Here is a 24,656-nt window from a genome sequence, read left to right as displayed (position 1 = left end):
CAGATAAGGGATCAGTTGAGGGCGGCGCTGGTGGTCATGGCAACGGTCTTCGCGTTAACCGGCATTCCCGGCATAAACACTTTTTGCAAACCATCGACGATGACTTTATCCCCAGGGTTCAGCCCCTGCTTGACGATACGTAAACCGGCAGCCAACCGCCCCGGCGCAATATCGCGACGCTGGGCTTTACCCTCTTTATCAACGATATAGACATATTTACGGTCCTGATCGGTCAGTACCGCTTTGTCGTCGATAAGCGTGGCTTTGAATTCAGCGCTACCCGGCAAGCGGACACGGGCAAAGAGTCCCGGCGTGAACAGACGCTGCGAATTGTCCAGCAGCGCGCGCATGCGGATCGTACCGGTGCTCGGCGTTAACTGATTATCCAGAAAATCCACTTTGCCCTGATGAGGGTAGCCCTCTTCGCCCACAAGGCCGATCTCAACCGGTAATGCCTGGTGGCTGCTGGAGGCCCCCTGCCCCCTGCGGGCAAGATTTTGGTAGTGAAGATAGGTCGACTCATCCACGTCAAAGTAGACATAAACCGTTTTCTGCGACACCAGCGTGGTAAGAACGCTGGCGGTATCACCAGCGGTGACCAGATTACCGCTGGTGATTAACGCGCGGCTGGCACGGCCATCAATAGGCGCGGTCACTTTGGTGAAGTCCAGATTAAGCTGCGCGGCATCAACCGCCGCCTGGGCGGCGCGAATATCCGCTTGCGCCTGGACCGCAGCGGAGCGGCGCTGCTCCCACTCTTCACGGGAAACCAGATTGGTATTGATTAATTTATCGGTGCGGTTTGCTTCACTGCGCGCCAGGCTGGCTTGCGTTTTCGCTCTCGCCAGGGTTGCCTGCGCCTGTTCCAGCGCCGCGCGATAGGTTCGATCGTCAATGGTGAATAACACCTCCCCCTTCTTCACCTCCTGACCGTCGGTGTAATTCACTTTATCAATATAACCAGAAACGCGGGGACGGAGCTGCACGCTTTCCACCGCCTCAATCCGGCCATTAAAGCTATCCCACTGGCTAATGGATTTCACCACCACCTCAGCGGCGCTGACGGCAGGCGCTTGCGGCGCGGCGTTTTGCGCGACGCCTTCATCGCAGCCGGCGAGCAGCGCCGAGAGTAGCACCATACCTACTGCAGTCAGATGACGTTTTCCCCAGGTTTTTTGCAGGCTCATTATTTTTATTCCGGTAATTGTCGCCGCCGGGCAAGACGCTGCGGGAGACGCTGCGCCACTTCCTTTGTCCGGGCAGGCTTAAGGCCATTTGTGTCGTTCATCGCCACAAAACTGTAACAGTTGCGAATACACTATCGCGGCGATTGTAGGAAGGCGCTAAACTAAGTGCAAGAATAATTGTTGCACTTTATGTGCTATTCATCTGGATCGAAAAAAGCCCATTTCAGGCAGGGAATTAATTGCAACAATAAAACTTGCAATTAATGCTAAAACGAGCCACCTTAAATGCAACAATTAAAGATGCTTTTATTATCTGCGTGGAGCAACAAGATGAACACTGCTGCGGTTATTCACGATCTACTCGATTGGATCGACAACAATCTCGAGAGCCGTCTGGATATTGAGACCGTTGCCAGGCGTGCGGGCTATTCGAAATGGCACCTGCAGCGGATCTTCAAGGAGCACACCGGTTACCCTCTCGCTGAATATATTCGCATGCATAAGCTACAAAGATCGGTCGAACGCTTAGCCAACAGCGACGAGCCTATTTTAAACGTGGCGATCGCACTGGGTTTCGACTCCCAGCAATCCTTTAACCGCAGCTTCAAGCGCCAGTATGGTCAGGCGCCCGGCGCCTGGCGACGCAGTATCTGCGGTGCAGAAACACAGCATTTACGCTAACCGTCGTGATAATCGTCCTCAGGGAATCGGCGAGCGAACAGTAGAAGCACCTATGTTTAGCAGCTATCAGGGCGTAGCGCCTACCGTTATGATTGGCACATACCAAACAAACAAGGACGCGTTACCATGCTGAACAAATCGCCGTTGGTGTTGTTATTGTTCCCTTTACTGCTGGCAGGTTGTCACCATCATCAGCCCACGCCGCGCGCGGCGGCGAGCGCCACTGAAGTAGACGATCTGTTCGCCAGCTTCCCTTCGTCGAAACCATCAAGTCGGGCGACCTACGCCCGACAGATAATGACCGCCATCAGGGCAAAAATGCCTGATTCCGTGGAATATCCCGGGCAAACCTGTCGGATTCGTTTGTCGCTGCAGCGTGATGGCACCGTGAATTCCGCGACCGTGGAAAAAGGGGATGAAGAACTATGCAACACTGTTGTATCCGCATTTATGCAAGCCGACATTCCCGCCGCGCCGGATGATGACGCTTATCAGACGTTTAAAAATACCAGTATCGATTTTAAAGCAAAAGACTAGCGCTTTATTACCAGCGCCACGGCATTCAACCGGCCGTAATTCGTAGTATATTAAAAGCAATCTCTGTTATCAGGTATACGGAATGTCTTACTCCATCGGCGAATTTTCCCGTCTTTGCGGCATCAATGCGACCACGCTGCGGGCCTGGCAACGCCGATACGGCCTGCTTAAACCCGAGCGTACCGATGGAGGCCACCGCCTGTACAACGATGATGATGTCCAACTGGCGCTAAAAATTCTCGACTGGGTAAAAAAAGGCGTGCCTGTAAGCCAGGTTAAACCGCTATTGACCCGCCCTGACGCGGGCCCTGGTGATAACTGGCTTGTCCTGCAGGACAATATGCTGCAGCGGCTGAAAGAGGGAAAAATCGAATCCCTGCGCCAGCTGATCTACGATGCCGGTCGGGAAAATCCCCGGCCTGAGCTGGTTTCCAACGTATTGCGCCCGTTACGCAGTAAAGTATCGGCTAATGTGCCGGCGATGCAGACCCTGCGTGAGATCCTCGACGGCATCATTATCTCCTACACCTCTTTTTGTCTTGAAGGCGATAAACGCGCGCCGGGCGATAACTCTCTGATTACCGGCTGGCACCTGAGCGACCCATGTGAAATCTGGCTGGAAGCGCTCATGCGTACCGGACAAGGTCATCGCATCGATGTGCTACCGATGCCGTCCACCGCGCTGGCCCCGGAAATCTTTCCTCAACGCCACTGGTTGCTGGTGACCACGGGCCAGCTCACCGCCGCACGCCAGAGACAGATAGATCTCTGGCGTCAATTGGTGATTTCTCTGGACGTTATCTCCTTGTAAAAAAGCTTTGCTCCCCTACGCCATGTTCTCCGCTAAAAAAGCACGCCAAAAACTTGGACAAAAATACGTGATTGTGTAAGTTTAATGTATCGGGCTAAACGTTTTTGCGCGATGGCCCATCCAGTGAGAACAAAGCGAGGAGTACGCCATGAATAAGCAACCTGTCATTGGCATCAGCGGCTGTTTAACCGGCTCGTCCGTGCGCTTTGATGGCGGACATAAACGATTGCCATTTGCGATGGATGAACTGGCGCCGTGGGTAACCTTCAAACCCATTTGTCCGGAAATGGCCATCGGTCTCAGCTCTCCTCGTCCGGCTCTGCGCCTGGTGCGGACCGACGAAGGTGAGATTCAGATGCGTTTTAGCAGCGAGCCGCACGACGATGTCACGGGCAAAATGGCGGACTTTACCGCCGGTTACCTGCCTGGGCTTGGCGAATTAGCAGGTTTTATCGTCTGCGCCAAATCACCTAGCTGCGGCATGGAACGCGTGCGCCTGTATGATGAAAAAGGCAACCGCGGGCGCAAAGAAGGAACCGGCCTGTTTACCCACGCGTTGATGGAAGCCTATCCGTGGTTGCCGGTAGAAGAGGATGGACGACTGCACGACCCGCAGTTAAGAGAGAATTTTGTCGAGCGTCTTTTCGCCCTGCATGAACTGAATACGCTGCGGGCCAATGGCCTGACCCGTCGGGCGTTAATGGATTTTCATAGCCGCTATAAACTGCAGCTACTGGCGCATCATCAGGCCGGCTATCGAGAAATTGGCCCTTTCGTCGCGTCGATGCATCAATGGCAAGACCTGGATGCCTTTTTCGTCGCCTACCGCGATAAGCTGATGGCGATCCTGAAAAACACCGCCTCCAGGAAAAACCACACCAATGTGCTGATGCATATTCAGGGCTATTTCCGCGAACGGTTGAATAGCCGCCAGCGCGGCGAGCTGCGTGACGTGATACTGCATTATCGCGCGGGGCTGCTCCCAATCCTGGCGCCCCTTACGCTGCTTAAGCATTACCTGGCCGAGTATCCTGATCGCTATCTACAGACGCAAAACTATTTTGATCCCTACCCGCAGGCCTTAGCCCTGCGCCTGGGCGTTAATTAACCGCCAGGCGGTGTGCAATTACGACGAAGCGCGACTACTTCTTCTTGTTCATCATGGCTTTTAAATCGGCAAAAGGATTGTAGGTGGCTTCACCGACATCCTTTTGCGCATCTTCACCGGCCACCACTCTGGTACCGTACTGGTCGGCCTCAGTGTACTTGGAGTGCTCATGATCGTGGCAATAGAGGCACAATAGCTCCCAGTTGCTGCCATCTTCCGGGTTATTGGTATGATCGTGATCGATGTGATGTACCGTCAGTTCACGCAGGTTGGAGTAGACAAATTCGCGCGAGCAGCGTCCGCATACCCATGGATAAATTTTAAGCGCCTTCTCGCGATAGCCACTTTCCAGGCGGGCGTAGTTTTTGGGGATCAAAGCCATGGCAGATGTTACCTGTGATAAAGAGAGAATTTACGATAATAACGCCAATATAGCGTAAAACGGAGCAGGAAAGGAAATCGATGCGCTGAGGTGGCGGGGGCAAAATCCCGGCATGGCGCCGGGAAGATGATTATTAATGGCTGGTCACTGCCGCCGCCGCGACCGGATGATCCGCTGAAGCGACAACCGTGGTACGCGCCACAGGATGGCGACCGTTATCGCTGGTTGCCGCCGCCACCGCCACCGGATGGTCCGCTGTGGCGACAGCCGTAGTACGCGCCACCGGATGGTTGCCATTATCGCTGGTTGCCGCCGCGACCGCCACCGGATGATCGGCTGAGGCTACAGCTGCGGTCCTTGCGACCGGATGGTAACCCGCGAAGGCAGAAATACTTGCTGATGCTAATACCAGGGTCAGAATAATCTTTTTCATAATATCACCTCTAATAATAATAACCTGAAAAAAACCAGGCAAAATATGGCAATAAATACAGCCAATGGATGATTTACCGTAGCAAGCGGCAGCGGGCATGAATAGCTCACTGTTATTTAATTATGGATAACCCGGTACACAACAAATAAAAACGGGAACCCTTTGGCTCCCGTTTCGCATTAATCCAGAAAAATGGATTACATGTTTTTGATGATAGCGTCGCCGAACTCAGAGCATTTCAGCAGTTTCGCGCCTTCCATCAGACGTTCGAAGTCATAGGTCACGGTCTTAGCGGCGATTGCGCCTTCCATGCCTTTAACGATCAGGTCTGCGGCTTCGAACCACTGCATGTGACGCAGCATCATTTCTGCAGACAGGATGATGGAACCTGGGTTCACTTTATCCTGGCCGGCATACTTCGGCGCGGTACCGTGGGTGGCTTCGAACAGCGCGCACTCGTCGCCAATGTTGGCGCCCGGCGCGATACCGATACCGCCAACCTGCGCCGCCAGGGCGTCAGAGATATAGTCGCCGTTCAGGTTCATACAGGCGATAACATCGTATTCAGCCGGACGCAGCAGGATTTGCTGCAGGAACGCATCGGCGATCACGTCTTTAACGACGATCTCTTTGCCGGTGTTCGGGTTCTTGATTTTCACCCACGGGCCGCCGTCGATCAGCTCACCGCCGAACTCTTCGCGAGCCAGCTGGTAACCCCAGTCTTTGAACGCGCCTTCGGTGAACTTCATGATGTTGCCTTTGTGCACCAGGGTCACTGAATCACGATCGTTGGTGATCGCATATTCGATAGCGGCGCGTACCAGGCGTTTGGTCCCTTCTTCAGAGCACGGCTTGATGCCGATACCGCAATGTTCCGGGAAGCGAATTTTCTTCACGCCCATCTCATCGCGCAGGAATTTGATAACTTTGTCAGCTTCGGCAGAATCTGCTTTCCACTCGATACCCGCATAAATATCTTCGGAGTTTTCACGGAAGATAACCATATCGGTCAGCTCCGGGTGTTTAACCGGGCTCGGAGTGCCCTGATAGTAACGTACCGGACGCAGGCAAACGTAGAGATCCAGTTCCTGACGCAGCGCCACGTTCAGAGAACGGATGCCGCCGCCAACTGGCGTCGTCAGAGGACCTTTAATAGCAACACGGTAATCACGAATCAGATCGAGGGTTTCAGCAGGCAGCCAGACATCCTGGCCGTAAACGTGGGTAGATTTTTCACCGGTGTAAACTTCCATCCAGGAAATTTTACGCTCGCCTTTATAGGCTTTCTCAACGGCGGCATCAACCACTTTCAGCATCGCTGGGGTAACGTCAACACCGATACCGTCGCCTTCAATGAACGGGATAATCGGGTTATGAGGGACGTTCAGTTTGCCGTTTTGCAGGGTGATTTTCTGACCTTCCGCCGGAACTACTACTTTGCTTTCCATTAACCTCTCCTTCGAGCGCTTCTGGTTCTGCTCTTCCCTCTTCACGCGAGCCTGGTGTTGGCTTAGTCGGCCTACTCCTGAGTACCGGGTTGCCCCGCTAACCGGAGATTCGCGTCCGTGTTGCCTTCCTGCCTGTATTGCGAATCGGTTTGAGCAATTTTTTGTTAATAATTTGTAATGAGCATGTCAATACTACCTGAATGTTTGCGTCCATGAAAGGCATTCGTAATTAGGCTATAATGCGGCAATTGAGAGAGCCTGAAAATACCATGCAGAAAACTTCATTTAGAAAACATCGCGTTGAGCGATTCAGCACACAACAAGTGACCAGACAACGTAAAGAACGCCAGCTTAAAACTGTGATCTTGTTCAATAAACCCTACGATGTGTTGCCGCAGTTTACCGACGAGTCCGGGCGCCGCACGCTGAAGGATTTTATCCCTGTCGCCGGTGTTTACGCCGCCGGTCGTCTTGACCGCGACAGCGAAGGTCTGCTGGTGCTGACCAACGACGGCGCGCTACAGGCAAAACTGACCCAGCCCGGTAAGCGCACCGGCAAAATTTACTACGTTCAGGTGGAAGGCGAACCTACGGAAGACGCGCTCCGCGCGCTGCGCGACGGGGTGACGCTCAACGATGGCCCCACCCTACCCGCCGGCGTGGAGCTGGTGGATGAACCCGCCTGGCTTTGGCCGCGCAATCCGCCGATTCGCGAGCGTAAATCGATTCCCACTCGCTGGCTAAAAATCACCCTCTATGAGGGGCGCAACCGTCAGGTTCGCCGGATGACCGCCCACGTCGGTTTTCCGACGCTAAGGCTAATTCGCTACGCCATGGGCGGCTATACGCTTGATGGCTTAGCCAACGGCGAGTGGCGTCAAACCGAATAACCGCATTCATAAGGAAGCTCGATGTTTAAACCGCACGTCACCGTCGCCTGCGTGGTACACGCCAAAGGCAAATTCCTGATTGTTGAAGAGACGATTAACGGCAAAGCGCTATGGAACCAGCCAGCTGGTCATCTTGAGGCCAATGAGACCCTGGCGCAGGCCGCCGAACGCGAACTGTGGGAAGAGACCGGTATTCGCGCCGCGCCGCAGCACTTCATCCGCATGCACCAGTGGCAGGCCCCGGATAACACGCCGTTCCTGCGCTTCCTGTTTGCCATTGAGCTTAACGATACGTGCGCTACTGAACCGCACGACAGCGACATCGATCGCTGTCTGTGGCTCAGCGCTGAGGAAATTCTTAACGCAAAAAACCTGCGCTCGCCGCTGGTGGCGGAAAGCATTCGCAGCTATCAGCAGGATCCGCGGCATCCGCTGTCGCTGATTGCGGAATTTAACTGGCCGTTCACAGGGGGTGCCTGAACGGTTGACGCGTGCTAGAATACGCCGCCTTGAAGTTCAATGTGGTGAGTATTCCAATGTCAGAAAGTCCAAAAAAAGTGATCGTCGGCATGTCCGGCGGCGTCGATTCCTCTGTTTCCGCCTACCTGTTGCAACAGCAAGGGTATAAGGTGGAAGGCCTGTTCATGAAGAACTGGGAGGAAGACGACGGTGAGGAATACTGCACCGCCGCTGCCGACCTCGCCGACGCGCAAGCCGTCTGCGATAAGCTCGGTATTGAACTGCATACCGTCAACTTTGCCGCAGAATACTGGGATAACGTCTTCGAGCTGTTCCTCGAAGAATATAAAGCAGGCCGTACGCCGAACCCGGATATCCTGTGCAACAAAGAGATCAAATTTAAAGCCTTCCTTGAGTTCGCCGCAGAAGACCTCGGCGCTGACTACATCGCCACCGGCCACTACGTACGCCGCGCCGATGTCAACGGCAAAAGCCAACTGTTGCGCGGGCTCGACGGTAATAAAGACCAGAGCTATTTCCTCTACACCCTCAGCCACGAACAAATCGCGCAAAGTTTGTTCCCGGTCGGTGAGCTGGAAAAGCCGCAGGTGCGTAAAATCGCCGAAGAGCTGGAACTGATCACCGCGAAGAAAAAAGACTCTACCGGCATCTGCTTTATCGGCGAGCGTAAATTCCGCGACTTCCTGGGCCGCTATCTGCCTGCGCAGCCGGGCAAAATCATCACCGTCGACGGCGATGAGATCGGCGAACACCAGGGGCTGATGTATCACACCCTCGGCCAGCGTAAAGGGCTTGGCATCGGCGGCACCAAAGAAGGTAGCGAAGATCCGTGGTACGTGGTCGATAAAGACGTGGAAAACAACGTGCTGATCGTCGCCCAGGGTCACGATCACCCGCGTCTGATGTCCGTCGGCCTGATTGCCCAGCAGTTACACTGGGTCGATCGTCAGCCGCTGCAGGGCACCCTTCGCTGCACGGTGAAAACCCGCTACCGCCAGACCGACATCCCCTGCACCGTGAAGGCGCTGGATGACGACCGCATCGAGGTTATCTTTGATGAACCCGTCGCCGCCGTGACGCCGGGACAGTCGGCTGTTTTCTATAGCGGCGAAGTGTGTCTCGGCGGCGGAATTATCGAACAGCGTCTGCCGCTGGCGTCTTGATCGACCATTTTCCGCCGGATGCCTGATTAACGCCCGGCGGGTTACAAGGAGTAAGCGTGGCGAAGAATTATTATGACATCACTCTGGCGTTGGCGGGCGTATGCCAGGCGGCGCGGCTGGTTCAGCAACTGGCGCATCAGGGGCATTGCGACAGCGACGCCCTGCACGTTTCGCTGAACAGCATCATCGATCTCGACCCGGATTCAACGCTGGCGGTATTCGGTGGGAGTGAAGCCAATCTTCGTCTCGGGCTTGAGACTCTGCTCGGCGTGCTGAATACCAGCAGCCGTCAGGGCCTCAATGCGGAGCTCACCCGCTACACATTAAGCCTGATGGTGCTGGAACGTAAACTCGCCGCCAGCAAAGGGGCGATGGATACTCTCGGCAACCGCATCGGCGGCCTGCGCCGTCAGTTAGAACATTTTGATCTACAATCTGAAACGCTGCTCAGCGCGATGGCCGGCATTTACGTTGACGTCATCAGCCCGCTGGGGCCGCGCATTCAGGTCACAGGTTCCCCTGCCGTGCTGCAAAGCCCGCAGGTTCAGGCGAAGGTACGCTCTACCCTACTCGCCGGCATTCGTTCCGCAGTGCTCTGGCATCAGGTTGGCGGCGGACGTCTGCAGCTCATGTTTTCTCGCAATCGTCTGGTTAACCAGGCAAAACAAATTCTTGCTCATTTAACCCCGGAGTTATGATTTATGGAATTATCCTCACTGACCGCCGTTTCCCCCGTAGACGGCCGCTACGGCGATAAAGTCAGCGCGCTGCGCGGTATCTTCAGCGAATTCGGTTTGCTGAAATTCCGTGTACAGGTAGAAGTCCGCTGGCTGCAAAAACTGGCCGCGCACGCAGCGATCAAGGAAGTTCCTGCTTTTGCTGCCGACGCAAACGGTTTCCTTGATAAAATCGTTGCCGACTTCAGCGTAGAGGACGCGGAGCGTATCAAAACCATCGAACGCACCACCAACCACGACGTGAAAGCGGTAGAATATTTCCTCAAGGAAAAAGTCGCCGATATCGCCGAGCTGCACGCGGTGTCAGAATTCATTCACTTCGCCTGTACTTCTGAAGACATTAACAACCTGTCGCACGCGCTGATGCTGAAAACCGCACGTGACGAAGTGGTGCTGCCGTACTGGCGCAAGCTGATTGACGCGATTAAAGATCTGGCGACCCAATACCGTGACGTGCCGCTGCTTTCTCGTACCCACGGTCAACCGGCTACCCCGTCCACCATGGGCAAAGAGATGGCCAACGTCGCCTACCGTATGGAGCGCCAGTACCGTCAGCTGAATCAGGTGGAAATCCTTGGTAAAATCAACGGCGCGGTCGGTAACTACAACGCCCACATCGCTGCCTATCCGGAAGTTGACTGGCACCAGTTCAGCGAAGAGTTCGTTACTTCGCTTGGCATTCAATGGAACCCGTACACCACCCAGATCGAGCCGCACGACTACATTGCCGAACTGTTCGATTGCATGGCGCGCTTCAACACCATCCTGATCGATTTCGATCGCGATGTGTGGGGCTACATTGCGCTCAACCACTTCAAACAGAAAACCATCGCCGGCGAAATCGGCTCTTCGACCATGCCGCATAAAGTGAACCCGATTGACTTCGAAAACTCCGAAGGCAACCTCGGCCTGGCGAACGCCGTGATGCAGCATCTGGCCAGCAAACTGCCGGTTTCCCGCTGGCAGCGCGACCTGACCGACTCCACCGTGCTGCGTAACCTCGGCGTAGGTATCGGCTATGCGCTGATCGCGTACCAATCCACGCTGAAAGGCGTGAGCAAACTGGAGCTGAACCAGGATCGTCTGCTGGACGAACTGGATCACAACTGGGAAGTGCTGGCTGAGCCGATCCAGACCGTCATGCGCCGCTACGGTATCGAAAAACCGTACGAGAAGCTGAAAGAGCTGACCCGCGGTAAGCGCGTTGATGCCGAAGGCATGCAGCAGTTCATCGACGGCCTGCCGCTGCCGGAAGCAGAAAAAATCCGCCTGAAGGCGATGACCCCGGCTAACTACATCGGCCGCGCGACCACCATGGTCGACGAGCTGAAGTAACCGGCCTGACTCAGGTAGCATGGGCAATCTATTCGCGCATGCTACCTGGCAATCCCCCGCTTTCCACGCAGAAAAACGCGCTCTCCCGCCTGGTTTAAATAATGTTTACCCCCAGCCCCACATAATGGCGTTAAACTATTAAAATCGAAAATGAAATGGAGAATGGGCATGCGCGTACTCGTCGTTGAGGATAATGCTCTGCTGCGCCATCACCTCAAGGTCCAGCTACAGGAATTGGGGCATCAGGTGGATGCTGCGGAAGATGCAAAGGAAGCAGACTACTACCTGGGCGAGCACATCCCGGATGTCGCCATCGTTGACCTCGGCCTACCGGATGAAGACGGTCTGTCGCTAATCCGCCGCTGGCGCAGTCACGACGTATCGGTACCGGTACTGGTGCTGACCGCCCGTGAAGGCTGGCAGGATAAAGTCGAGGTGCTGAGCGCTGGCGCCGATGATTACGTCACCAAACCCTTCCATATCGAAGAGGTCGCCGCCCGCATGCAGGCGTTGCTGCGTCGCAATAGCGGTCTGGCCTCGCAGGTTATCTCGATCCCGCCGTTCCAGGTGGATTTATCGCGCCGCGAGTTGTCGGTCAATGAACAGCCGATCAAGCTCACCGCCTTTGAGTACACCATCATGGAAACGCTGATCCGTAACCGCGGCAAAGTGGTGAGCAAAGATTCGCTAATGCTGCAGCTCTACCCGGATGCCGAACTCCGCGAAAGCCACACCATCGATGTGCTGATGGGGCGGCTGCGTAAGAAAATCCAGGCGCAATATCCGCAGGACGTGATCACCACCGTGCGCGGCCAGGGCTACTTATTCGAACTGCGCGGATGAAAAGCGTGTTACGACATATTCTTCCGCTTTCTCTGCGCGTCCGCTTTCTGCTGGCGACCGCCGCCGTGGTACTGATCCTGTCGTTGGCGTACGGCATGGTTGCGCTGGTAGGCTACAGCGTGAGCTTTGATAAAACCACCTTCCGCCTGCTGCGCGGCGAGAGCAACCTATTCTACATGCTGGCGAAGTGGGAAAATAACCACATCGATGTCGATATCCCCGAACACCTGAACATGCAGAGCCCGACGGTGACGCTGATTTACGACGCCAAAGGTAAACTGCTGTGGGCGCAGCATGACGTCCCGTGGCTGGTGAAGCGGATCCAACCTGAATGGCTGAAAAGCAACGGCTTTCATGAAATAGAGGCCGATGTTGGCAGCAGTAGTCTGCTGCTGCGCAATAATGATGAAATGCGCGAACAGCTTGACGCCATCCGCGAGGAAGACGACTCCTCGGAGATGACGCACTCGGTGGCGATTAATCTCTATCCAGCCACCGCGACGATGCCGCAATTGAGTATTGTGGTGGTCGACACCATTCCGGTGGAGCTAAAACGCTCTTACATGGTGTGGAGCTGGTTTATTTACGTGCTGGCGGCCAACCTGTTGCTGGTCATTCCGCTGCTGTGGCTTGCCGCCTGGTGGAGTTTACGCCCTATCGAATCACTGGCGAAAGAGGTCCGCGAGCTGGAGGAACATCATCGTGAGAGGCTCGATTCTCACACCACTCGTGAACTTACCGGCCTGGTCAGTAACCTCAACCGGCTGCTGAAAAGCGAGCGTGACCGCTATGACAAATACCGAACCACCCTCACTGACTTAACCCACAGCCTGAAAACGCCGCTGGCGGTGCTGCAAAGCACCCTACGCTCGCTGCGCGGCGAGAAAATCAGCGTCAGCGAAGCTGAGCCGGTAATGCTCGAGCAGATTAGCCGCATCTCGCAGCAAATCGGCTACTATCTGCACCGCGCCAGCATGCGCAGCGGCAATGCGCTTCTCAGCCGGGAACTGCACCCGATCGCCCCGCTGCTGGATAGCCTGACCTCTGCTTTAAATAAGGTCTACCAGCGTAAAGGGGTCAACATCACGCTGGATATTTCGCCGGAGATAAGCTTTGTCGGCGAGCAGAACGACTTTATGGAAGTGATGGGCAACGTTCTCGATAACGCCTGCAAGTACTGTCTGGAGTTTGTCGAAGTCTCGGTACGCCAGACCAACGACAACCAGTTGCATATTCTGGTGGAGGACGACGGCCCTGGTATCCCCCGCAACCAGCGCACGGCGGTGTTCGATCGCGGCCAGCGCGCCGATACGTTGCGTCCGGGTCAGGGGGTAGGCCTGTCTGTCGCCCGCGACATTGTCGAACAGTACGACGGCGATATCCTGACCGGCGACAGCCTGCTCGGCGGCGCCTGCATGGAAGTTATCTTTGGCCGCCAGCTTCCTGATGATAAAGAGAGCTAACGCAACAGTTTTTTAACGGCGCCTGCATCGCCGCGGCGCCGCATCCGTTATAATCCCAGACAGACACCTGCTGTGGAATATAAATATGGACTATCAATTAACGCTTAACTGGCCCGACTTCATCGAACGCTACTGGCAAAAACGCCCGGTAGTGTTAAAGCGCGGCTTCGCCAATTTCATCGACCCAATCAGCCCGGATGAACTGGCCGGCCTGGCCATGGAGAGTGAGGTCGACAGCCGCCTGGTGAGCCATCAGGACGGAAAATGGCAGGTCAGCCATGGTCCATTTGAAAGCTACGATCATCTTAGCGAGAACAACTGGTCGCTGCTGGTGCAAGCAGTAAACAACTGGCACGAGCCGACGGCGGCATTGATGCATCCCTTCCGCGCCCTGCCGGACTGGCGTATCGATGACCTGATGATCTCTTTCTCCGTTCCCGGCGGCGGTGTGGGTCCACACCTTGATCAATACGACGTGTTTATTATTCAGGGTACCGGCCGCCGACGCTGGCGCGTGGGCGAAAAGGTGCCGATGAAGCAGCACTGTCCGCATCCCGATCTGCTACAGGTTGATCCATTCGAGGCCATCATCGATGAAGAGATGGAACCTGGCGATATTCTCTACATTCCGCCAGGATTCCCACATGAAGGCTATTCTCTGGAAAATTCGCTTAACTATTCGGTCGGCTATCGTGCGCCGAATGCCCGCGAGCTGTTCAGCGGTTTTGCTGACTATATTTTGCAACGAGAGTTGGGCAGCCAGCGCTATGCCGATCCGGACGTGCCATCCCGCGACCATCCGGCCGATATTCTGCCGGTTGAACTGGATCGCCTGCGTGAGATGATGCTGGGGCTGATTAACCAACCTGAACACTTTAAGCAGTGGTTTGGTGAGTTCATTACCCAATCCCGCCACGAGCTTGACGTAGCGCCGCCGGAGCCGCCATACCAGCCGGATGAAATTTACGATGCGCTGCAGCAGGGCGATAAGCTCGCCCGCCTTGGCGGCCTTCGCGTGCTGCGGATCGATGGCGAAGTGTTCGTCAACGGCGAGAAAATCGACTCTCCGCATCGCCCGGCGCTTGACGCCCTGGCAACGCATCTGTCGCTGCGCGCCGAACATTTCGGCGATGCGCTGGAGGACCCATCTTTCCTCGCCATGCTAGCGGCGCTGGTCAACAGCGGATACTGGTTCTTCGAGGACTGAGTCGACACCCTGCCCGGTGGCGCTACGCTTACCGGGCCAACAAACCACATCAACCCACACCCTGCCCGGTGCGCTGCGCTTACCGGGCCTACAACGGCATCAACAACACCCTGCCCGGTGGCGCTACGCTTACCGGGCCTACAAACGGGCATCAACCCACATCCTGCCCGGTGGCACTGCGCTTACCGGGCCGACAAACGGCATCAACCCATACCCCGCCCGGTGGCGCTACGCTTACTGGGCCGACAAATGGCATCGGTACCGTAGGCCGGATAAGGCGTAGCCGCCATCCGGCATATTACCGCCGCTCTCCGGCACCTATTTCGACCATACCCCCAGCCCAATCCTCAGGATATAACCCCTGCCTCACATCACGATGGAACGTTGAATATGGCCAATCACTCACGCGTCCGACAAGCCGGTGTTTCACTGGATTGATATAAACGTAATCCATATGACGCCGATAATCTTCATCATTACGGATGGTATGTTCCCAAAAACGCGGCTGCCAAATCTGGCTTTGCGCTAACGCACGCGTAAAAGACTTTTTAATCTCCCGCCAACGACCGGAATAATCGGAATCGCGTTCCGGCAACGTCCAGATACAGTGCATATGTTCAGGTAACACAACCCAACTGTTAATCTGGAAAGGTCTTTTACGTTTAGTACAGGCTATTGCGGCACGAAGATGATCAATATGTCGTGTCAGCAGATCGCTGTGGCGATTTTGCAGGTTTACGGTGAAGAACCAGCAGCCGCCGGGGATATAGCTACGGCGATAATTTGACATCAGAGGTTCCCTCCTCTTCAGCTTATATGGACTCTTTTTGCCCGGTGGCGCTGCGCTTACCGGGCCTACAGGACCGGGCTCTGGGTTTAACGTTTTGCCGTCAGCTCCGCAATCCGCACAATCACCTGCACGGCTTTTTCCATGCCCTCCAGAGTGACAAACTCGTGCTTACCGTGATAGTTGTAGCCGCCGGTAAATAGGTTCGGGCACGGTAAGCCCATGAAAGAGAGCTGGGCGCCGTCCGTACCGCCGCGGATTGGCTTTATCTGCGGCTCGATATCGCAGTCCACCATCGCCTGACGCGCGATGTCCACTACATGCGGATGGGCAATCACCTTCTCATGCATGTTGTAATAACTATCTTCGATCACCAGTTCGATGTAGCAATCCGGATGTAGCCCTTTACCGACCTTTTTGGCGATCTCCATCATTTTGCGTTTACGCGCTTCAAACTGCTTGCGATCGAAATCACGCAAAATGTAGTGCATCTCCGCCCGGTCAACGCTGCCCTTGATGCTGGTCAGGTGATAAAAGCCTTCATAACCGTCGGTAGTTTCCGGCGCTTCATTGGCGGGCACTTCGGCATGAATTCGCGCCGCCAGCGATAAAGCGTTAACCATCACCCCTTTCGCGGTGCCGGGATGCACATTATTGCCAACGATTTTGATAGTGACCGACGCGGCATTGAAGTTTTCAAATTCCAGCTCACCGACCCCGCCGCCATCCACGGTGTACGCCCAGCGGGCATCAAACGCGGCGACGTCAAAGTGCTTCGCGCCTTTGCCGACTTCTTCATCCGGCGTAAAGGCGACGCGAATATCGCCGTGAGGGATCTTTTTCGCCTGCAGCGTCGCCAGCGCCGTCATGATCTCTGCGATGCCCGCTTTATCGTCGGCGCCAAGCAGCGTTTTACCGTCAGTGGTGATCAGGGTCTGGCCTAACAGCTGATGCAGGACCGGGAACATCACCGGCGACAACACTTCATCGCCGATGCCGAGGGCGATATCGCCGCCGCGGTAGTTTTCGACAATTTGTGGGTTCACGTTCTTACCGCTGAAATCCGGCGAGGTATCGACGTGGGAAATAAAACCGATGGCCGGGATTTCGCCTGCGACGTTGGCCGGCAGCGTCCCCATCACCGTGCCCTTTTCACTTAGCGTCACGTTGACCAGCCCCATCTCTTCCAACTGGCTCTGCAGCAAACGCAGCAGCTTCCACTGCCCTTCGGTACTGGGAACCTGACGCACGCCAGGCTTCGATTGCGTATCTAAAGAAACATACTGCAGAAAACGCTCAAGCAATTTATCCATGTGGCCACCCTCTTTTTTTGTGACAACATTATCAATAAGGGCGAAAAGACAAATATTGCGTCAGGTCATTTTTAGCCCGTAAACCAAAATTTAATACATTTACATGCATTATGTGTAAAGGTGGTACACCGCGGTACAACAATGATTGGCGATTACAATCGTTTGCCGTAAAATGCTGGCCCTTATTAATTATGTGCAACCCCAAAGGTGGTTAATCACAAACCCCGCAGCGATTCCTTTTCCGTTGCGTCTACATGGGACAGAGTCAAAAATTGAATATACAACCGCGTTCGCTTTCTCCGCTGGTACAACTGGCGGGAATTCGCAAAAGCTTTGATGGTAAGACAGTTATCTCCGATCTCAACTTAACCATCAATAATGGTGAATTTCTCACCCTGCTTGGCCCCTCTGGCTGCGGTAAAACAACCGTTCTTCGTCTAATCGCTGGTCTGGAAAGCGTCGATGTCGGACGTATCCACCTTGAAGACCAGGATATCACCCATGTCCCGGCGGAAAACCGCCACGTCAATACCGTATTCCAAAGCTATGCGCTTTTCCCGCACATGACCGTGTTTGAAAACGTCGCCTTCGGCCTGCGGATGCAGAAAACCCCGGCGGCAGAAATCACCCCGCGGGTGGTGGACGCTTTGAAAATGGTACAGCTGGAGACGTTTGCCCAGCGTAAGCCCCACCAGCTCTCCGGCGGCCAGCAGCAGCGTGTCGCCATCGCCCGGGCGGTGGTCAACAAACCGCGTCTGCTGTTGCTTGATGAATCCCTCTCGGCGCTCGACTACAAGCTGCGTAAGCAGATGCAGAACGAACTCAAAGCGCTACAGCGCAAGCTCGGTATCACTTTTGTTTTCGTCACCCATGACCAGGAAGAAGCTCTGACCATGTCCGACCGCATTGTGGTAATGCGCGATGGCAAAATTGAGCAGGACGGCACTCCGCGTGAAATCTACGAAGAGCCGAAGAATCTGTTCGTCGCCAGTTTTATTGGCGAAATCAACATCTTCAACGCGACCGTCATTGAACGTCTGGATGAACAGCGTGTACGCGCCTGCGTCGAAGGCCGCGAGTGCAATATCTACGTCAACTTCGCCGTTGAAAAAGGGCAACAGCTGAACGTACTGCTCCGTCCGGAAGATCTCCGCGTGGATGAAATTCATCACGGCAGCGAAGCTGACGGCCTTATCGGCTACGTGCGCGAGCGCAACTACAAGGGGATGACCCTTGAGTCGGTTGTTGAGCTGGAAAACGGCAAGATGGTTATGGTCAGCGAATTCTTCAATGAAGACGATCCGGACTTTGACCACTCGCTCGACCAGAAAATGGCGATTAACTGGGTAGAAAGCTGGGAGGTTGTGCTGGCCGATGAAGAACACCAGTAAATTCCAGAATGTGGTGATCGCCACTATCGTGGGTTGGCTTGTGCTGTTCGTTTTCCTGCCCAACCTGATGATCATCGCCACCAGCTTCCTGACCCGCGACGATGCGAACTTCGTCAAAATGGTCTTCACGCTGGATAACTACTCGCGGCTGCTGGATCCGCTCTATTACGATGTGCTGCTGCACTCGTTGAATATGGCGCTGCTGGCGACCCTCGCCTGCCTGGCGTTGGGCTACCCGTTCGCGTGGTTCCTGGCGCGCTTGCCGCAAAAGGTACGCCCGCTGCTGCTGTTCCTGCTGATCGTCCCGTTCTGGACAAACTCGCTGATCCGCATCTATGGGCTGAAGATTTTCCTCAGCACCAAAGGCTATCTGAACGAGTTCCTGCTGTGGTTAGGGGTTATCGATACGCCGGTACGCATTATGTACACGCCGTCAGCAGTGATTATCGGCCTGGTCTATATTTTGCTGCCGTTTATGGTGATGCCGCTCTACTCCAGCATTGAGAAACTGGATCGCCCGCTGCTGGAGGCGGCAAAAGATCTCGGCGCCAGCAAGCTGCAGACTTTTATCCGCATCATTATTCCACTGACCATGCCGGGAATTATCGCCGGCTGTCTGCTGGTGATGCTGCCGGCAATGGGGCTCTTTTACGTCTCAGACCTGATGGGCGGCGCCAAAAACCTGCTGATCGGCAACGTTATTAAGAGTCAGTTCCTTAATATCCGCGACTGGCCATTCGGCGCGGCAACCAGTATTACCTTAACGCTGGTGATGGGGCTGATGTTGTTGATTTACTGGCGCGCGGCGCGCCTGCTGAATAAAAAAGTGGAGCTGGAATGATCGGTCGACTGCTGCGCGGCGGCTTTATGACCGCCATTTACGCGTATCTCTACATCCCTATTATTATTCTGATCGTTAACTCGTTTAACCGCTCGCGCTTTGGCATTAACTGGCAAGGCTTCACCACCGACTGGTATAGCCTGCTGATGAATAACGATAGCCTGCTGCAGGCCGCCCAGCACTCGCTGACCATGGCAGTGCTGTCGGCAACCTTCGCCACGCTTATCGGCTCGCTCACCGCCGTGGCGCTGTATCGCTACCGTTTTCGCGGTAAGCCGTTCGTCAGCGGAATGCTATTCGTCGTGATGATGTCCCCGGATATCGTGATGGCTATCTCCCTGCTGGTGCTGTTTATGCTGATCGGTATCCAATTGGGTTTCTGGTCGCTGCTGTTTTCGCATATCACCTTCTGTCTGCCATTCGTGGTGGTGACCGTGTTCTCTCGCCTGAAAGGCTTTGATGTGCGCATGCTGGAAGCAGCGAAAGATCTCGGCGCCAGCGAGATGACCATCCTGCGCAAAATCATCCTGCCGCTGGCGCTGCCGGCGGTAGCGGCCGGGTGGCTATTGAGCTTTACCCTGTCGATGGATGACGTGGTGGTCTCTTCGTTTGTCACCGGTCCGGGTTATGAAATCCTGCCGCTGAAGATCTACTCCATGGTGAAGGTCGGCGTTTCACCAGAAGTGAACGCGCTGGCGACGATTCTGTTGGTTCTTTCGCTGGTGATGGTTATCGCCAGTCAGTTAATTGCACGTGATAAAACTCAGGGGACGTTAAAATGAAAAAATGGTCACGCCACCTGCTCGCCGCGGGCGCTCTGGCTTTGGGCATGGGCGCCGCGCAGGCGGACGATAGCAAAACGCTCTACTTCTATAACTGGACCGAATACGTGCCGCCAGGCCTGCTGGAACAGTTCACCAAAGAGACCGGCATCAAGGTGATCTATTCGACCTACGAGTCGAATGAAACCATGTACGCCAAGCTCAAAACCTATAAAGACGGCGCTTACGATCTGGTGGTGCCATCAACCTATTTCGTCGACAAAATGCGCAAAGAAGGCATGCTGCAAAAGATTGACAAGAGCAAGCTGAGTAACTTCAGCAACCTCGATCCGCAGATGCTGAACAAACCTTTTGACCCGAATAACGACTACTCGATTCCCTACATCTGGGGCGCGACGGCAATCGGCGTCAATAGCGATGCTATCGACCCGAAAACCGTGACCAGTTGGGCTGACCTGTGGAAACCGGAATATAAAAGCAGCCTGCTGCTGACCGATGACGCGCGCGAGGTGTTCCAGATGGCGCTGCGCAAACTGGGCTATTCCGGCAACACCACCGATCCAAAAGAGATTGAAGCGGCTTATAACGAGCTGAAAAAGCTGATGCCAAACGTCGCGGCGTTCAACTCCGATAACCCGGCAAACCCGTATATGGAAGGCGAAGTGAACCTTGGCATGGTCTGGAACGGTTCCGCTTATGTCGCGCGTCAGGCAGGTACCCCGCTGGAAGTGATTTGGCCAAAAGAAGGCGGCATTTTCTGGATGGATAGCCTGTCGATTCCGGCGAATGCCAAAAACGTTGACGGCGCGCTGAAGTTGATTAACTTCCTGCTGCGCCCTGATGTCGCGAAACAGGTAGCCGAAACTATCGGCTATCCGACGCCAAACCTGGCCGCGCGCAAAATGCTCAGCCCGGAAGTCGCCAACGATAAATCGCTGTATCCGGATGCCGCCACTATCGAAAAAGGCGAATGGCAAAATGACGTCGGCAGCGCCAGCGCCATTTATGAAGAGTATTACCAGAAGCTGAAAGCCGGGCGCTAACCCGGTAAGGCGGAACCCTGGTTCCGCCTTTTTCCCCTGCCCGCCTGATGCTGTAGATAATGCACAGACTCAGCGGTGGTCATCTTTCCTCGCGCATTAAAATCTGGCCGTACTCGTCACGAAGGCGATTTTTCAGCACCTTACCGGTAGCGCTAACCGGCAACGCATCGATAAAAATTATGCGGTCGGGGATCTGCCATTTCGGCACCCGCTCCTGATACCAGGCCAGCAGATCGGCCTCTTCGACTTCGCCCCCGTCAGCGCGGACGCATAGCAACACCGGGCGTTCATCCCAACGCGGATGACGTGCGGCAATCGCTGCGGCGCTGCGCACCGCTGGATGGGCGATGGCGATATTCTCCAGCTCGACGGTCGAGATCCATTCCCCGCCAGATTTAATAATATCTTTCGCCCGATCGTGGATAACCAGATAGCCGTTAACGTCGAGGGTGCCGATATCGCCGGTATCAAACCAGCCATCAGCGGTCAGCGCACTCTCGTCGCGACCAAAATAGTGATCGACCACCCAGTGGCCACGAACCTGCAAATATCCCTGACTTTTGCCATCACAAGGCAGCGCTTTCCCGTCGATATCCACCACCCGCAGATCGATACCGAAAATCGGCCGTCCCTGCCCATCACTCTGCTGACGCTGCTGCTCCGCCGGGAGTGCGGCGTGCTTACTGAGCAGCGTATTGATCGTACCGATGGGCGACGTTTCCGTCATCCCCCAGGCATGGATCAGCTCAATATCATAATCGCGCTTAAACGCTTCTCTCATCGATGGCGGTAACGCCGAGCCACCGACGAAGGAGCGTTTGAAATAAGGCAGGCGAAGATCCGATTTTCGCAGCGCCGCCAGCAGTCCGGCCCAAATCACCGGCACGCCAAAAGCCACGCTGACCTTCTCGGCGCTCAGCAGACGCAACAGGCTATCGCCATCCAGGTGCGGCCCCGGCAACACCAGCCGCGCGCCGACCATCGCGGCAATAAACGGCGTTCCCCAGGCGTTGACGTGGAACATCGGCACTACCGGCAACAGCGAATCTTGCGCTGAAATGCCTGCACCGTCCGGCTGGTTGCCGCTTAGCGCATGCAGCACCAGCGAACGATGGGTATTCAGTACGCCTTTCGGCCTGCCGGTGGTCCCTGAAGTATAACAAAGCGAAGCAGGCGTCAGCTCATTCAACCCAGGCCAGCAATAGTCGGCATCCCCCTGCTGTAACAGCTGGTCAAAAAAGCGTAACGACGGCAGCAAATCCTGCGCGTCTTCACTATGCGGCTCCATCAATACGATATGTTTAACCGTCGGTAGTTGTGGCTGCAGTTGCCGTATTAATGGCAGGAAAGTCTGGTCAATAAACAGCACCTCATCGGCGGCATCATTGATGATATACAACAGATGTTCGACCGACAGCCGCGGATTGATCGTGTGCGTCACCCAACCGCCGGACGCGACGGCGAAATAGATTTCGAGATGACGACGGTTATTCCACGCTAACGTACCGCAGCGGGCGCCAGCGGGCAGGCCCAACGTCGCCAGCGCCGAGGCCAGCCGTCGGGCGTTGCGGGCAACTTCTCCCCAACAGCTACGTTCTATTTCTCCGGCAGTACTCACCGAGACGATTTCCGTCTCGCGATGATACTGCGCCGCGTGTTCGAGTAGCGCTGAGGTAGTTAAGTGCTGATAAATCATCGGCGAAGGCATCACTGAAGCTCCTGGACAGGCTGAGGATATAGCTGCTGGGATTATCGGAGTTAAAGCTGGTGCCTTTAAATCTGGTTCAGATTCGTCGCTGCGCGCAAAAAAACGTACGGAAATCAGCGCTAACGCACAAAATTTGAGTTACCAGGGGGACGATTGAGGGATTACGCAAGAGTAAAACCGCGGGCCATGAACCAGAAAGCCGCGCCCGTAGTAAAAGGCGCGGCGTATGACCACTAAAGTCCTTTCAGCAGCTTATCAATGAACTCGGGCACCACTTCGCTTGCCAGCCCGTAATGTTTCTCAGCGAATTCGCTGCCGACCTGGCTGGGTTCAAGGTTTAGCTCGACGGTATGCGCGCCGTGCAGACGGGCTTCATGGACGAAACCCGCCGCCGGATAAACGTGACCAGAGGTTCCGATAGCAATAAAGATATCGGCCTCGGCCAACCCGCTGTAGATCTCATCCATCCCCAGCGGCATCTCGCCAAACCATACCACGTGCGGGCGCAGCGCCGCCGGGAACTGGCAGCAGTGGCATTTGTCATCCGCCGTCACGTCGCCGGTCCATTCCAGCACCTGCCCGCTCCACGAACAGCGTACTTTCAGCAACTCGCCATGCATATGGATAACCCGGCGGTTACCCGCACGCTCGTGCAGATTATCGATGTTCTGCGTCACCAGCAGAAAACGATCGCCAAGCGCCTCTTCCAGCTTCGCCAGCGCCAGATGCGCGGCATTAGGCGCGATTTCTGCGCTCTGCAGCTGGCGGCGGCGGGCGTTATAAAACGCCTGCACCAGCGCCGGGTCGCGGGCAAAACCTTCCGGTGTCGCCACGTCCTCCACCCGGTGTTCTTCCCACAGGCCGTCGGCGGCGCGGAAGGTTTTAATCCCCGACTCTGCCGAAATACCGGCGCCGGTTAACACCACCACCCGCGGTTTGTCTATTGCCTGCGGCGGCGTTTTGTCTTCGCCGAAGAAGACACGTTGCCGTAAGCGATCGCGTAACTGGCGTTTTTTACGGCGGAAACGGCTTAAGCGATGTAAGCGGCGCGACAGCATAGCTACCCCTGTAATTAATGAGTCAAATGAAGGAAGGCCGCACCGCGCATACCTCCGGCGTCGCCATGACGCGCGCGCTCAATGCGCGGCACCCGGGCGACCGGAAGCAAATGACGCGGCAGGCGCTGCGCCAGCCCTTCGGTTATAGCAGTAAAATTAGATAATCCGCCACCCAACACCAGCAGATCCGGATCGACAATGGTGAGGATATTGCCCAGACAAACGGCCAGTAGATCGAGATAACGCTCGACGTGCTCCCGCGCCTGCGCATCACCCTGCAGCCACAGATCGACGATCTGCGGCGAAGTTAAGGATTGATGGTAAAAATGCTGATACAGCCAGGCGAATCCGCGACCGGAAAGATAGTTCTCGATGCAGCCGAGCTGACCGCAACCGCAGCGGGTCAGCGGAAAATCGCGCCCCACCACTTCCAGGGCGTCTACCGGTAGACGAATATGGCCGAACTCGCCGGTGATGTAGCTGTGACCGGTTATCGATTTGCCGTTAAGCACGATCCCGCCGCCCACGCCGGTGCCGAGGATTAATCCCATCACCAGCGGATATTGAGTAAATTCATCATCCCACGCTTCAGATAACGCAAAGCAGTTGGCGTCATTATCAAGACGCACTTCACGCCCCAGGCGCGCGCTGAGATCAACGCGCAGCGGTTGGCCGCTGGCGGCGGGTACGTTGGCGGCATACAGCTTGCCGTCCGCGGTTTCCGGCATGCCAGGGATACCGATACCGACCGCGCCCTCCACGCCAAAGCGCCGATCGGCTTCGCGAACCAGCGCTTCAATCGCCTGCAGGAAAGCCTCATAGCTTTCCGTTGGAGTGGGGACACGTTTTTCCCACTGCAGTTGCCGGACGTTATCAAATACGCCCAATGCTATCTTGCTGCCGCCAATGTCAAATCCGTAGTACATTTCAGCCATTCCTCTTATTGGCCCCAACCCCTCATCCTTTGGGCTGTATCTGCTTTCACAGCACTGGCCTAAGGGATGCGGCGTTTGACGGGCCACGACGAT

General features: G+C 55.4%; 25 protein-coding genes. 16 read left to right on the top strand and 9 right to left on the bottom strand.

The features are described 5' to 3' along the window. Positions 1–11: 11 nt before the first annotated feature. Positions 12–1,187, bottom strand: coding sequence for an efflux RND transporter periplasmic adaptor subunit (locus ABLU80_RS24335; RefSeq protein WP_015367128.1), 1,176 nt, complete (start codon positions 1,185–1,187; stop codon positions 12–14). A 330-nt stretch (positions 1,188–1,517) separates the two neighbouring features. Between ABLU80_RS24335 and ABLU80_RS24330 the strand changes: the two genes are divergently transcribed. From ABLU80_RS24330 to ABLU80_RS24315, 4 genes are all read left to right on the top strand, one after another. Beyond that, positions 1,518–1,868, top strand: a complete 351-nt coding sequence (locus tag ABLU80_RS24330) for a helix-turn-helix domain-containing protein (RefSeq protein WP_015367129.1) — start codon at positions 1,518–1,520, stop codon at positions 1,866–1,868. A gap of 126 nt (positions 1,869–1,994) precedes the next feature. Next, positions 1,995–2,405 (top strand): cell envelope integrity protein TolA, encoded by a 411-nt coding sequence (gene tolA, locus ABLU80_RS24325; protein ID WP_087877284.1) that lies wholly within the window; start codon positions 1,995–1,997, stop codon positions 2,403–2,405. An 82-nt stretch (positions 2,406–2,487) separates the two neighbouring features. Then, positions 2,488–3,216, top strand: coding sequence for a MerR family transcriptional regulator (locus tag ABLU80_RS24320; RefSeq protein ID WP_015705067.1), 729 nt, complete (start codon positions 2,488–2,490; stop codon positions 3,214–3,216). Positions 3,217–3,364: 148 nt separating this feature from the next. Then, positions 3,365–4,324 (top strand): DUF523 and DUF1722 domain-containing protein, encoded by a 960-nt coding sequence (locus ABLU80_RS24315; protein ID WP_015367132.1) that lies wholly within the window; start codon positions 3,365–3,367, stop codon positions 4,322–4,324. Positions 4,325–4,358: 34 nt separating this feature from the next. Here the strand turns inward: ABLU80_RS24315 and yajD are convergent, their stop codons facing one another. From yajD to icd, 3 genes are all read right to left on the bottom strand, one after another. Further along, positions 4,359–4,706: an HNH nuclease YajD gene (gene yajD, locus ABLU80_RS24310; protein ID WP_015367133.1), complete on the bottom strand. Its 348-nt coding sequence runs from the start codon at positions 4,704–4,706 to the stop codon at positions 4,359–4,361. 133 nt (positions 4,707–4,839) lie between these two features. After that, positions 4,840–5,139, bottom strand: coding sequence for a hypothetical protein (locus tag ABLU80_RS24305; protein ID WP_015367134.1), 300 nt, complete (start codon positions 5,137–5,139; stop codon positions 4,840–4,842). Positions 5,140–5,336: 197 nt separating this feature from the next. Further along, on the bottom strand, positions 5,337–6,587 hold the full coding sequence (icd, locus tag ABLU80_RS24300) for an NADP-dependent isocitrate dehydrogenase (protein WP_015705065.1): 1,251 nt from the start codon (positions 6,585–6,587) through the stop codon (positions 5,337–5,339). Between the two features lie 239 nt (positions 6,588–6,826). Here icd and rluE point away from each other — a divergent pair, with 239 nt between their 5' ends. From rluE to ABLU80_RS24260, 8 genes are all read left to right on the top strand, one after another. After that, entirely contained in the window at positions 6,827–7,477 is a 651-nt protein-coding gene (rluE, locus tag ABLU80_RS24295; protein WP_213796284.1) for a 23S rRNA pseudouridine(2457) synthase RluE, read from the top strand. Positions 7,478–7,498: 21 nt separating this feature from the next. Further along, the gene (locus ABLU80_RS24290; RefSeq protein ID WP_015367142.1) at positions 7,499–7,957 is read left to right on the top strand and encodes an NUDIX hydrolase; all 459 of its coding nucleotides are present in this window, start codon (positions 7,499–7,501) and stop codon (positions 7,955–7,957) included. Positions 7,958–8,013: 56 nt separating this feature from the next. After that, complete coding sequence (gene mnmA, locus ABLU80_RS24285; protein WP_348850554.1) at positions 8,014–9,120, top strand: tRNA 2-thiouridine(34) synthase MnmA; 1,107 nt, start codon at positions 8,014–8,016, stop codon at positions 9,118–9,120. A 56-nt stretch (positions 9,121–9,176) separates the two neighbouring features. After that, entirely contained in the window at positions 9,177–9,818 is a 642-nt protein-coding gene (hflD, locus tag ABLU80_RS24280) for a high frequency lysogenization protein HflD (protein WP_015367144.1), read from the top strand. Between the two features lie 3 nt (positions 9,819–9,821). Next, complete coding sequence (gene purB / locus ABLU80_RS24275) at positions 9,822–11,192, top strand: adenylosuccinate lyase (RefSeq protein ID WP_015367145.1); 1,371 nt, start codon at positions 9,822–9,824, stop codon at positions 11,190–11,192. A gap of 168 nt (positions 11,193–11,360) precedes the next feature. Beyond that, positions 11,361–12,035: a two-component system response regulator PhoP gene (gene phoP / locus ABLU80_RS24270; RefSeq protein WP_015367146.1), complete on the top strand. Its 675-nt coding sequence runs from the start codon at positions 11,361–11,363 to the stop codon at positions 12,033–12,035. Further along, the gene (gene phoQ / locus ABLU80_RS24265; RefSeq protein ID WP_015705063.1) at positions 12,032–13,498 is read left to right on the top strand and encodes a two-component system sensor histidine kinase PhoQ; all 1,467 of its coding nucleotides are present in this window, start codon (positions 12,032–12,034) and stop codon (positions 13,496–13,498) included. The genes phoP and phoQ overlap by 4 nt, the downstream gene beginning before the upstream one ends. Before the next feature lie 85 nt (positions 13,499–13,583). After that, a complete protein-coding gene (locus tag ABLU80_RS24260) occupies positions 13,584–14,705 on the top strand; it encodes a cupin domain-containing protein (RefSeq protein WP_015367148.1) in 1,122 nt (373 codons plus the stop codon). Positions 14,706–15,003: 298 nt separating this feature from the next. Here the strand turns inward: ABLU80_RS24260 and ABLU80_RS24255 are convergent, their stop codons facing one another. Together ABLU80_RS24255 and pepT are read right to left on the bottom strand one after the other, a co-directional pair. After that, positions 15,004–15,495 carry a transposase gene (locus tag ABLU80_RS24255; protein ID WP_348850553.1) on the bottom strand — a complete coding sequence of 164 codons (492 nt, stop codon included), beginning with the start codon at positions 15,493–15,495 and terminating at the stop codon, positions 15,004–15,006. A gap of 86 nt (positions 15,496–15,581) precedes the next feature. Continuing rightward, on the bottom strand, positions 15,582–16,805 hold the full coding sequence (gene pepT / locus ABLU80_RS24250; RefSeq protein ID WP_045361297.1) for a peptidase T: 1,224 nt from the start codon (positions 16,803–16,805) through the stop codon (positions 15,582–15,584). A 254-nt stretch (positions 16,806–17,059) separates the two neighbouring features. On the opposite strand from pepT, the gene potA reads away from it, so the two are divergent. From potA to potD, 4 genes are read left to right on the top strand one after another with little or no spacing between them, the layout of a single operon-like run. Beyond that, complete coding sequence (gene potA / locus ABLU80_RS24245) at positions 17,060–18,196, top strand: spermidine/putrescine ABC transporter ATP-binding protein PotA (RefSeq protein ID WP_020079134.1); 1,137 nt, start codon at positions 17,060–17,062, stop codon at positions 18,194–18,196. Next, positions 18,180–19,037 (top strand): spermidine/putrescine ABC transporter permease PotB, encoded by an 858-nt coding sequence (gene potB / locus ABLU80_RS24240; protein WP_015705059.1) that lies wholly within the window; start codon positions 18,180–18,182, stop codon positions 19,035–19,037. The genes potA and potB overlap by 17 nt, the downstream gene beginning before the upstream one ends. Next, positions 19,034–19,819: a spermidine/putrescine ABC transporter permease PotC gene (gene potC, locus ABLU80_RS24235; protein WP_012968557.1), complete on the top strand. Its 786-nt coding sequence runs from the start codon at positions 19,034–19,036 to the stop codon at positions 19,817–19,819. Before potB ends, potC begins: the two co-directional genes overlap by 4 nt. Then, positions 19,816–20,862 carry a spermidine/putrescine ABC transporter substrate-binding protein PotD gene (gene potD, locus ABLU80_RS24230; RefSeq protein WP_020079135.1) on the top strand — a complete coding sequence of 349 codons (1,047 nt, stop codon included), beginning with the start codon at positions 19,816–19,818 and terminating at the stop codon, positions 20,860–20,862. The genes potC and potD overlap by 4 nt, the downstream gene beginning before the upstream one ends. Before the next feature lie 79 nt (positions 20,863–20,941). Here the strand turns inward: potD and ABLU80_RS24225 are convergent, their stop codons facing one another. From ABLU80_RS24225 to nagK, 3 genes are all read right to left on the bottom strand, one after another. Further along, positions 20,942–22,570: a long-chain fatty acid--CoA ligase gene (locus ABLU80_RS24225; protein ID WP_320944320.1), complete on the bottom strand. Its 1,629-nt coding sequence runs from the start codon at positions 22,568–22,570 to the stop codon at positions 20,942–20,944. A 233-nt stretch (positions 22,571–22,803) separates the two neighbouring features. After that, positions 22,804–23,628: a Sir2 family NAD+-dependent deacetylase gene (gene cobB, locus ABLU80_RS24220; RefSeq protein ID WP_047037522.1), complete on the bottom strand. Its 825-nt coding sequence runs from the start codon at positions 23,626–23,628 to the stop codon at positions 22,804–22,806. Positions 23,629–23,642: 14 nt separating this feature from the next. Beyond that, positions 23,643–24,554 carry an N-acetylglucosamine kinase gene (gene nagK / locus ABLU80_RS24215; RefSeq protein WP_348850552.1) on the bottom strand — a complete coding sequence of 304 codons (912 nt, stop codon included), beginning with the start codon at positions 24,552–24,554 and terminating at the stop codon, positions 23,643–23,645. Positions 24,555–24,656: the final 102 nt, after the last annotated feature.

It is taken from the genome of Klebsiella sp. CN_Kp104 (assembly GCF_040064515.1).
Classification (GTDB): Bacteria; Pseudomonadota; Gammaproteobacteria; order Enterobacterales; family Enterobacteriaceae; genus Klebsiella; species Klebsiella aerogenes.
Note: the sequence above shows the minus strand (reverse complement) of the source record. Positions and strands in the feature narration are given on the sequence as shown.

Coding starts and splice junctions, on each gene's coding strand:
- potC (WP_012968557.1), top strand. CDS start 19,034: ATGATCGGTCGACTGCTGCGCGGCGGCTTTATGACCGCCATTTACGCG.
- potD (WP_020079135.1), top strand. CDS start 19,816: ATGAAAAAATGGTCACGCCACCTGCTCGCCGCGGGCGCTCTGGCTTTG.
- ABLU80_RS24305 (WP_015367134.1), bottom strand. CDS start 5,139: ATGAAAAAGATTATTCTGACCCTGGTATTAGCATCAGCAAGTATTTCT.
- pepT (WP_045361297.1), bottom strand. CDS start 16,805: ATGGATAAATTGCTTGAGCGTTTTCTGCAGTATGTTTCTTTAGATACG.
- phoP (WP_015367146.1), top strand. CDS start 11,361: ATGCGCGTACTCGTCGTTGAGGATAATGCTCTGCTGCGCCATCACCTC.
- ABLU80_RS24320 (WP_015705067.1), top strand. CDS start 2,488: ATGTCTTACTCCATCGGCGAATTTTCCCGTCTTTGCGGCATCAATGCG.
- cobB (WP_047037522.1), bottom strand. CDS start 23,628: ATGCTGTCGCGCCGCTTACATCGCTTAAGCCGTTTCCGCCGTAAAAAA.
- phoQ (WP_015705063.1), top strand. CDS start 12,032: ATGAAAAGCGTGTTACGACATATTCTTCCGCTTTCTCTGCGCGTCCGC.
- icd (WP_015705065.1), bottom strand. CDS start 6,587: ATGGAAAGCAAAGTAGTAGTTCCGGCGGAAGGTCAGAAAATCACCCTG.
- ABLU80_RS24225 (WP_320944320.1), bottom strand. CDS start 22,570: ATGCCTTCGCCGATGATTTATCAGCACTTAACTACCTCAGCGCTACTC.
- ABLU80_RS24255 (WP_348850553.1), bottom strand. CDS start 15,495: ATGTCAAATTATCGCCGTAGCTATATCCCCGGCGGCTGCTGGTTCTTC.
- yajD (WP_015367133.1), bottom strand. CDS start 4,706: ATGGCTTTGATCCCCAAAAACTACGCCCGCCTGGAAAGTGGCTATCGC.
- mnmA (WP_348850554.1), top strand. CDS start 8,014: ATGTCAGAAAGTCCAAAAAAAGTGATCGTCGGCATGTCCGGCGGCGTC.
- rluE (WP_213796284.1), top strand. CDS start 6,827: ATGCGGCAATTGAGAGAGCCTGAAAATACCATGCAGAAAACTTCATTT.
- ABLU80_RS24335 (WP_015367128.1), bottom strand. CDS start 1,187: ATGAGCCTGCAAAAAACCTGGGGAAAACGTCATCTGACTGCAGTAGGT.
- tolA (WP_087877284.1), top strand. CDS start 1,995: ATGCTGAACAAATCGCCGTTGGTGTTGTTATTGTTCCCTTTACTGCTG.
- potB (WP_015705059.1), top strand. CDS start 18,180: ATGAAGAACACCAGTAAATTCCAGAATGTGGTGATCGCCACTATCGTG.
- ABLU80_RS24290 (WP_015367142.1), top strand. CDS start 7,499: ATGTTTAAACCGCACGTCACCGTCGCCTGCGTGGTACACGCCAAAGGC.
- purB (WP_015367145.1), top strand. CDS start 9,822: ATGGAATTATCCTCACTGACCGCCGTTTCCCCCGTAGACGGCCGCTAC.
- ABLU80_RS24260 (WP_015367148.1), top strand. CDS start 13,584: ATGGACTATCAATTAACGCTTAACTGGCCCGACTTCATCGAACGCTAC.
- potA (WP_020079134.1), top strand. CDS start 17,060: ATGGGACAGAGTCAAAAATTGAATATACAACCGCGTTCGCTTTCTCCG.
- ABLU80_RS24315 (WP_015367132.1), top strand. CDS start 3,365: ATGAATAAGCAACCTGTCATTGGCATCAGCGGCTGTTTAACCGGCTCG.
- nagK (WP_348850552.1), bottom strand. CDS start 24,554: ATGTACTACGGATTTGACATTGGCGGCAGCAAGATAGCATTGGGCGTA.
- ABLU80_RS24330 (WP_015367129.1), top strand. CDS start 1,518: ATGAACACTGCTGCGGTTATTCACGATCTACTCGATTGGATCGACAAC.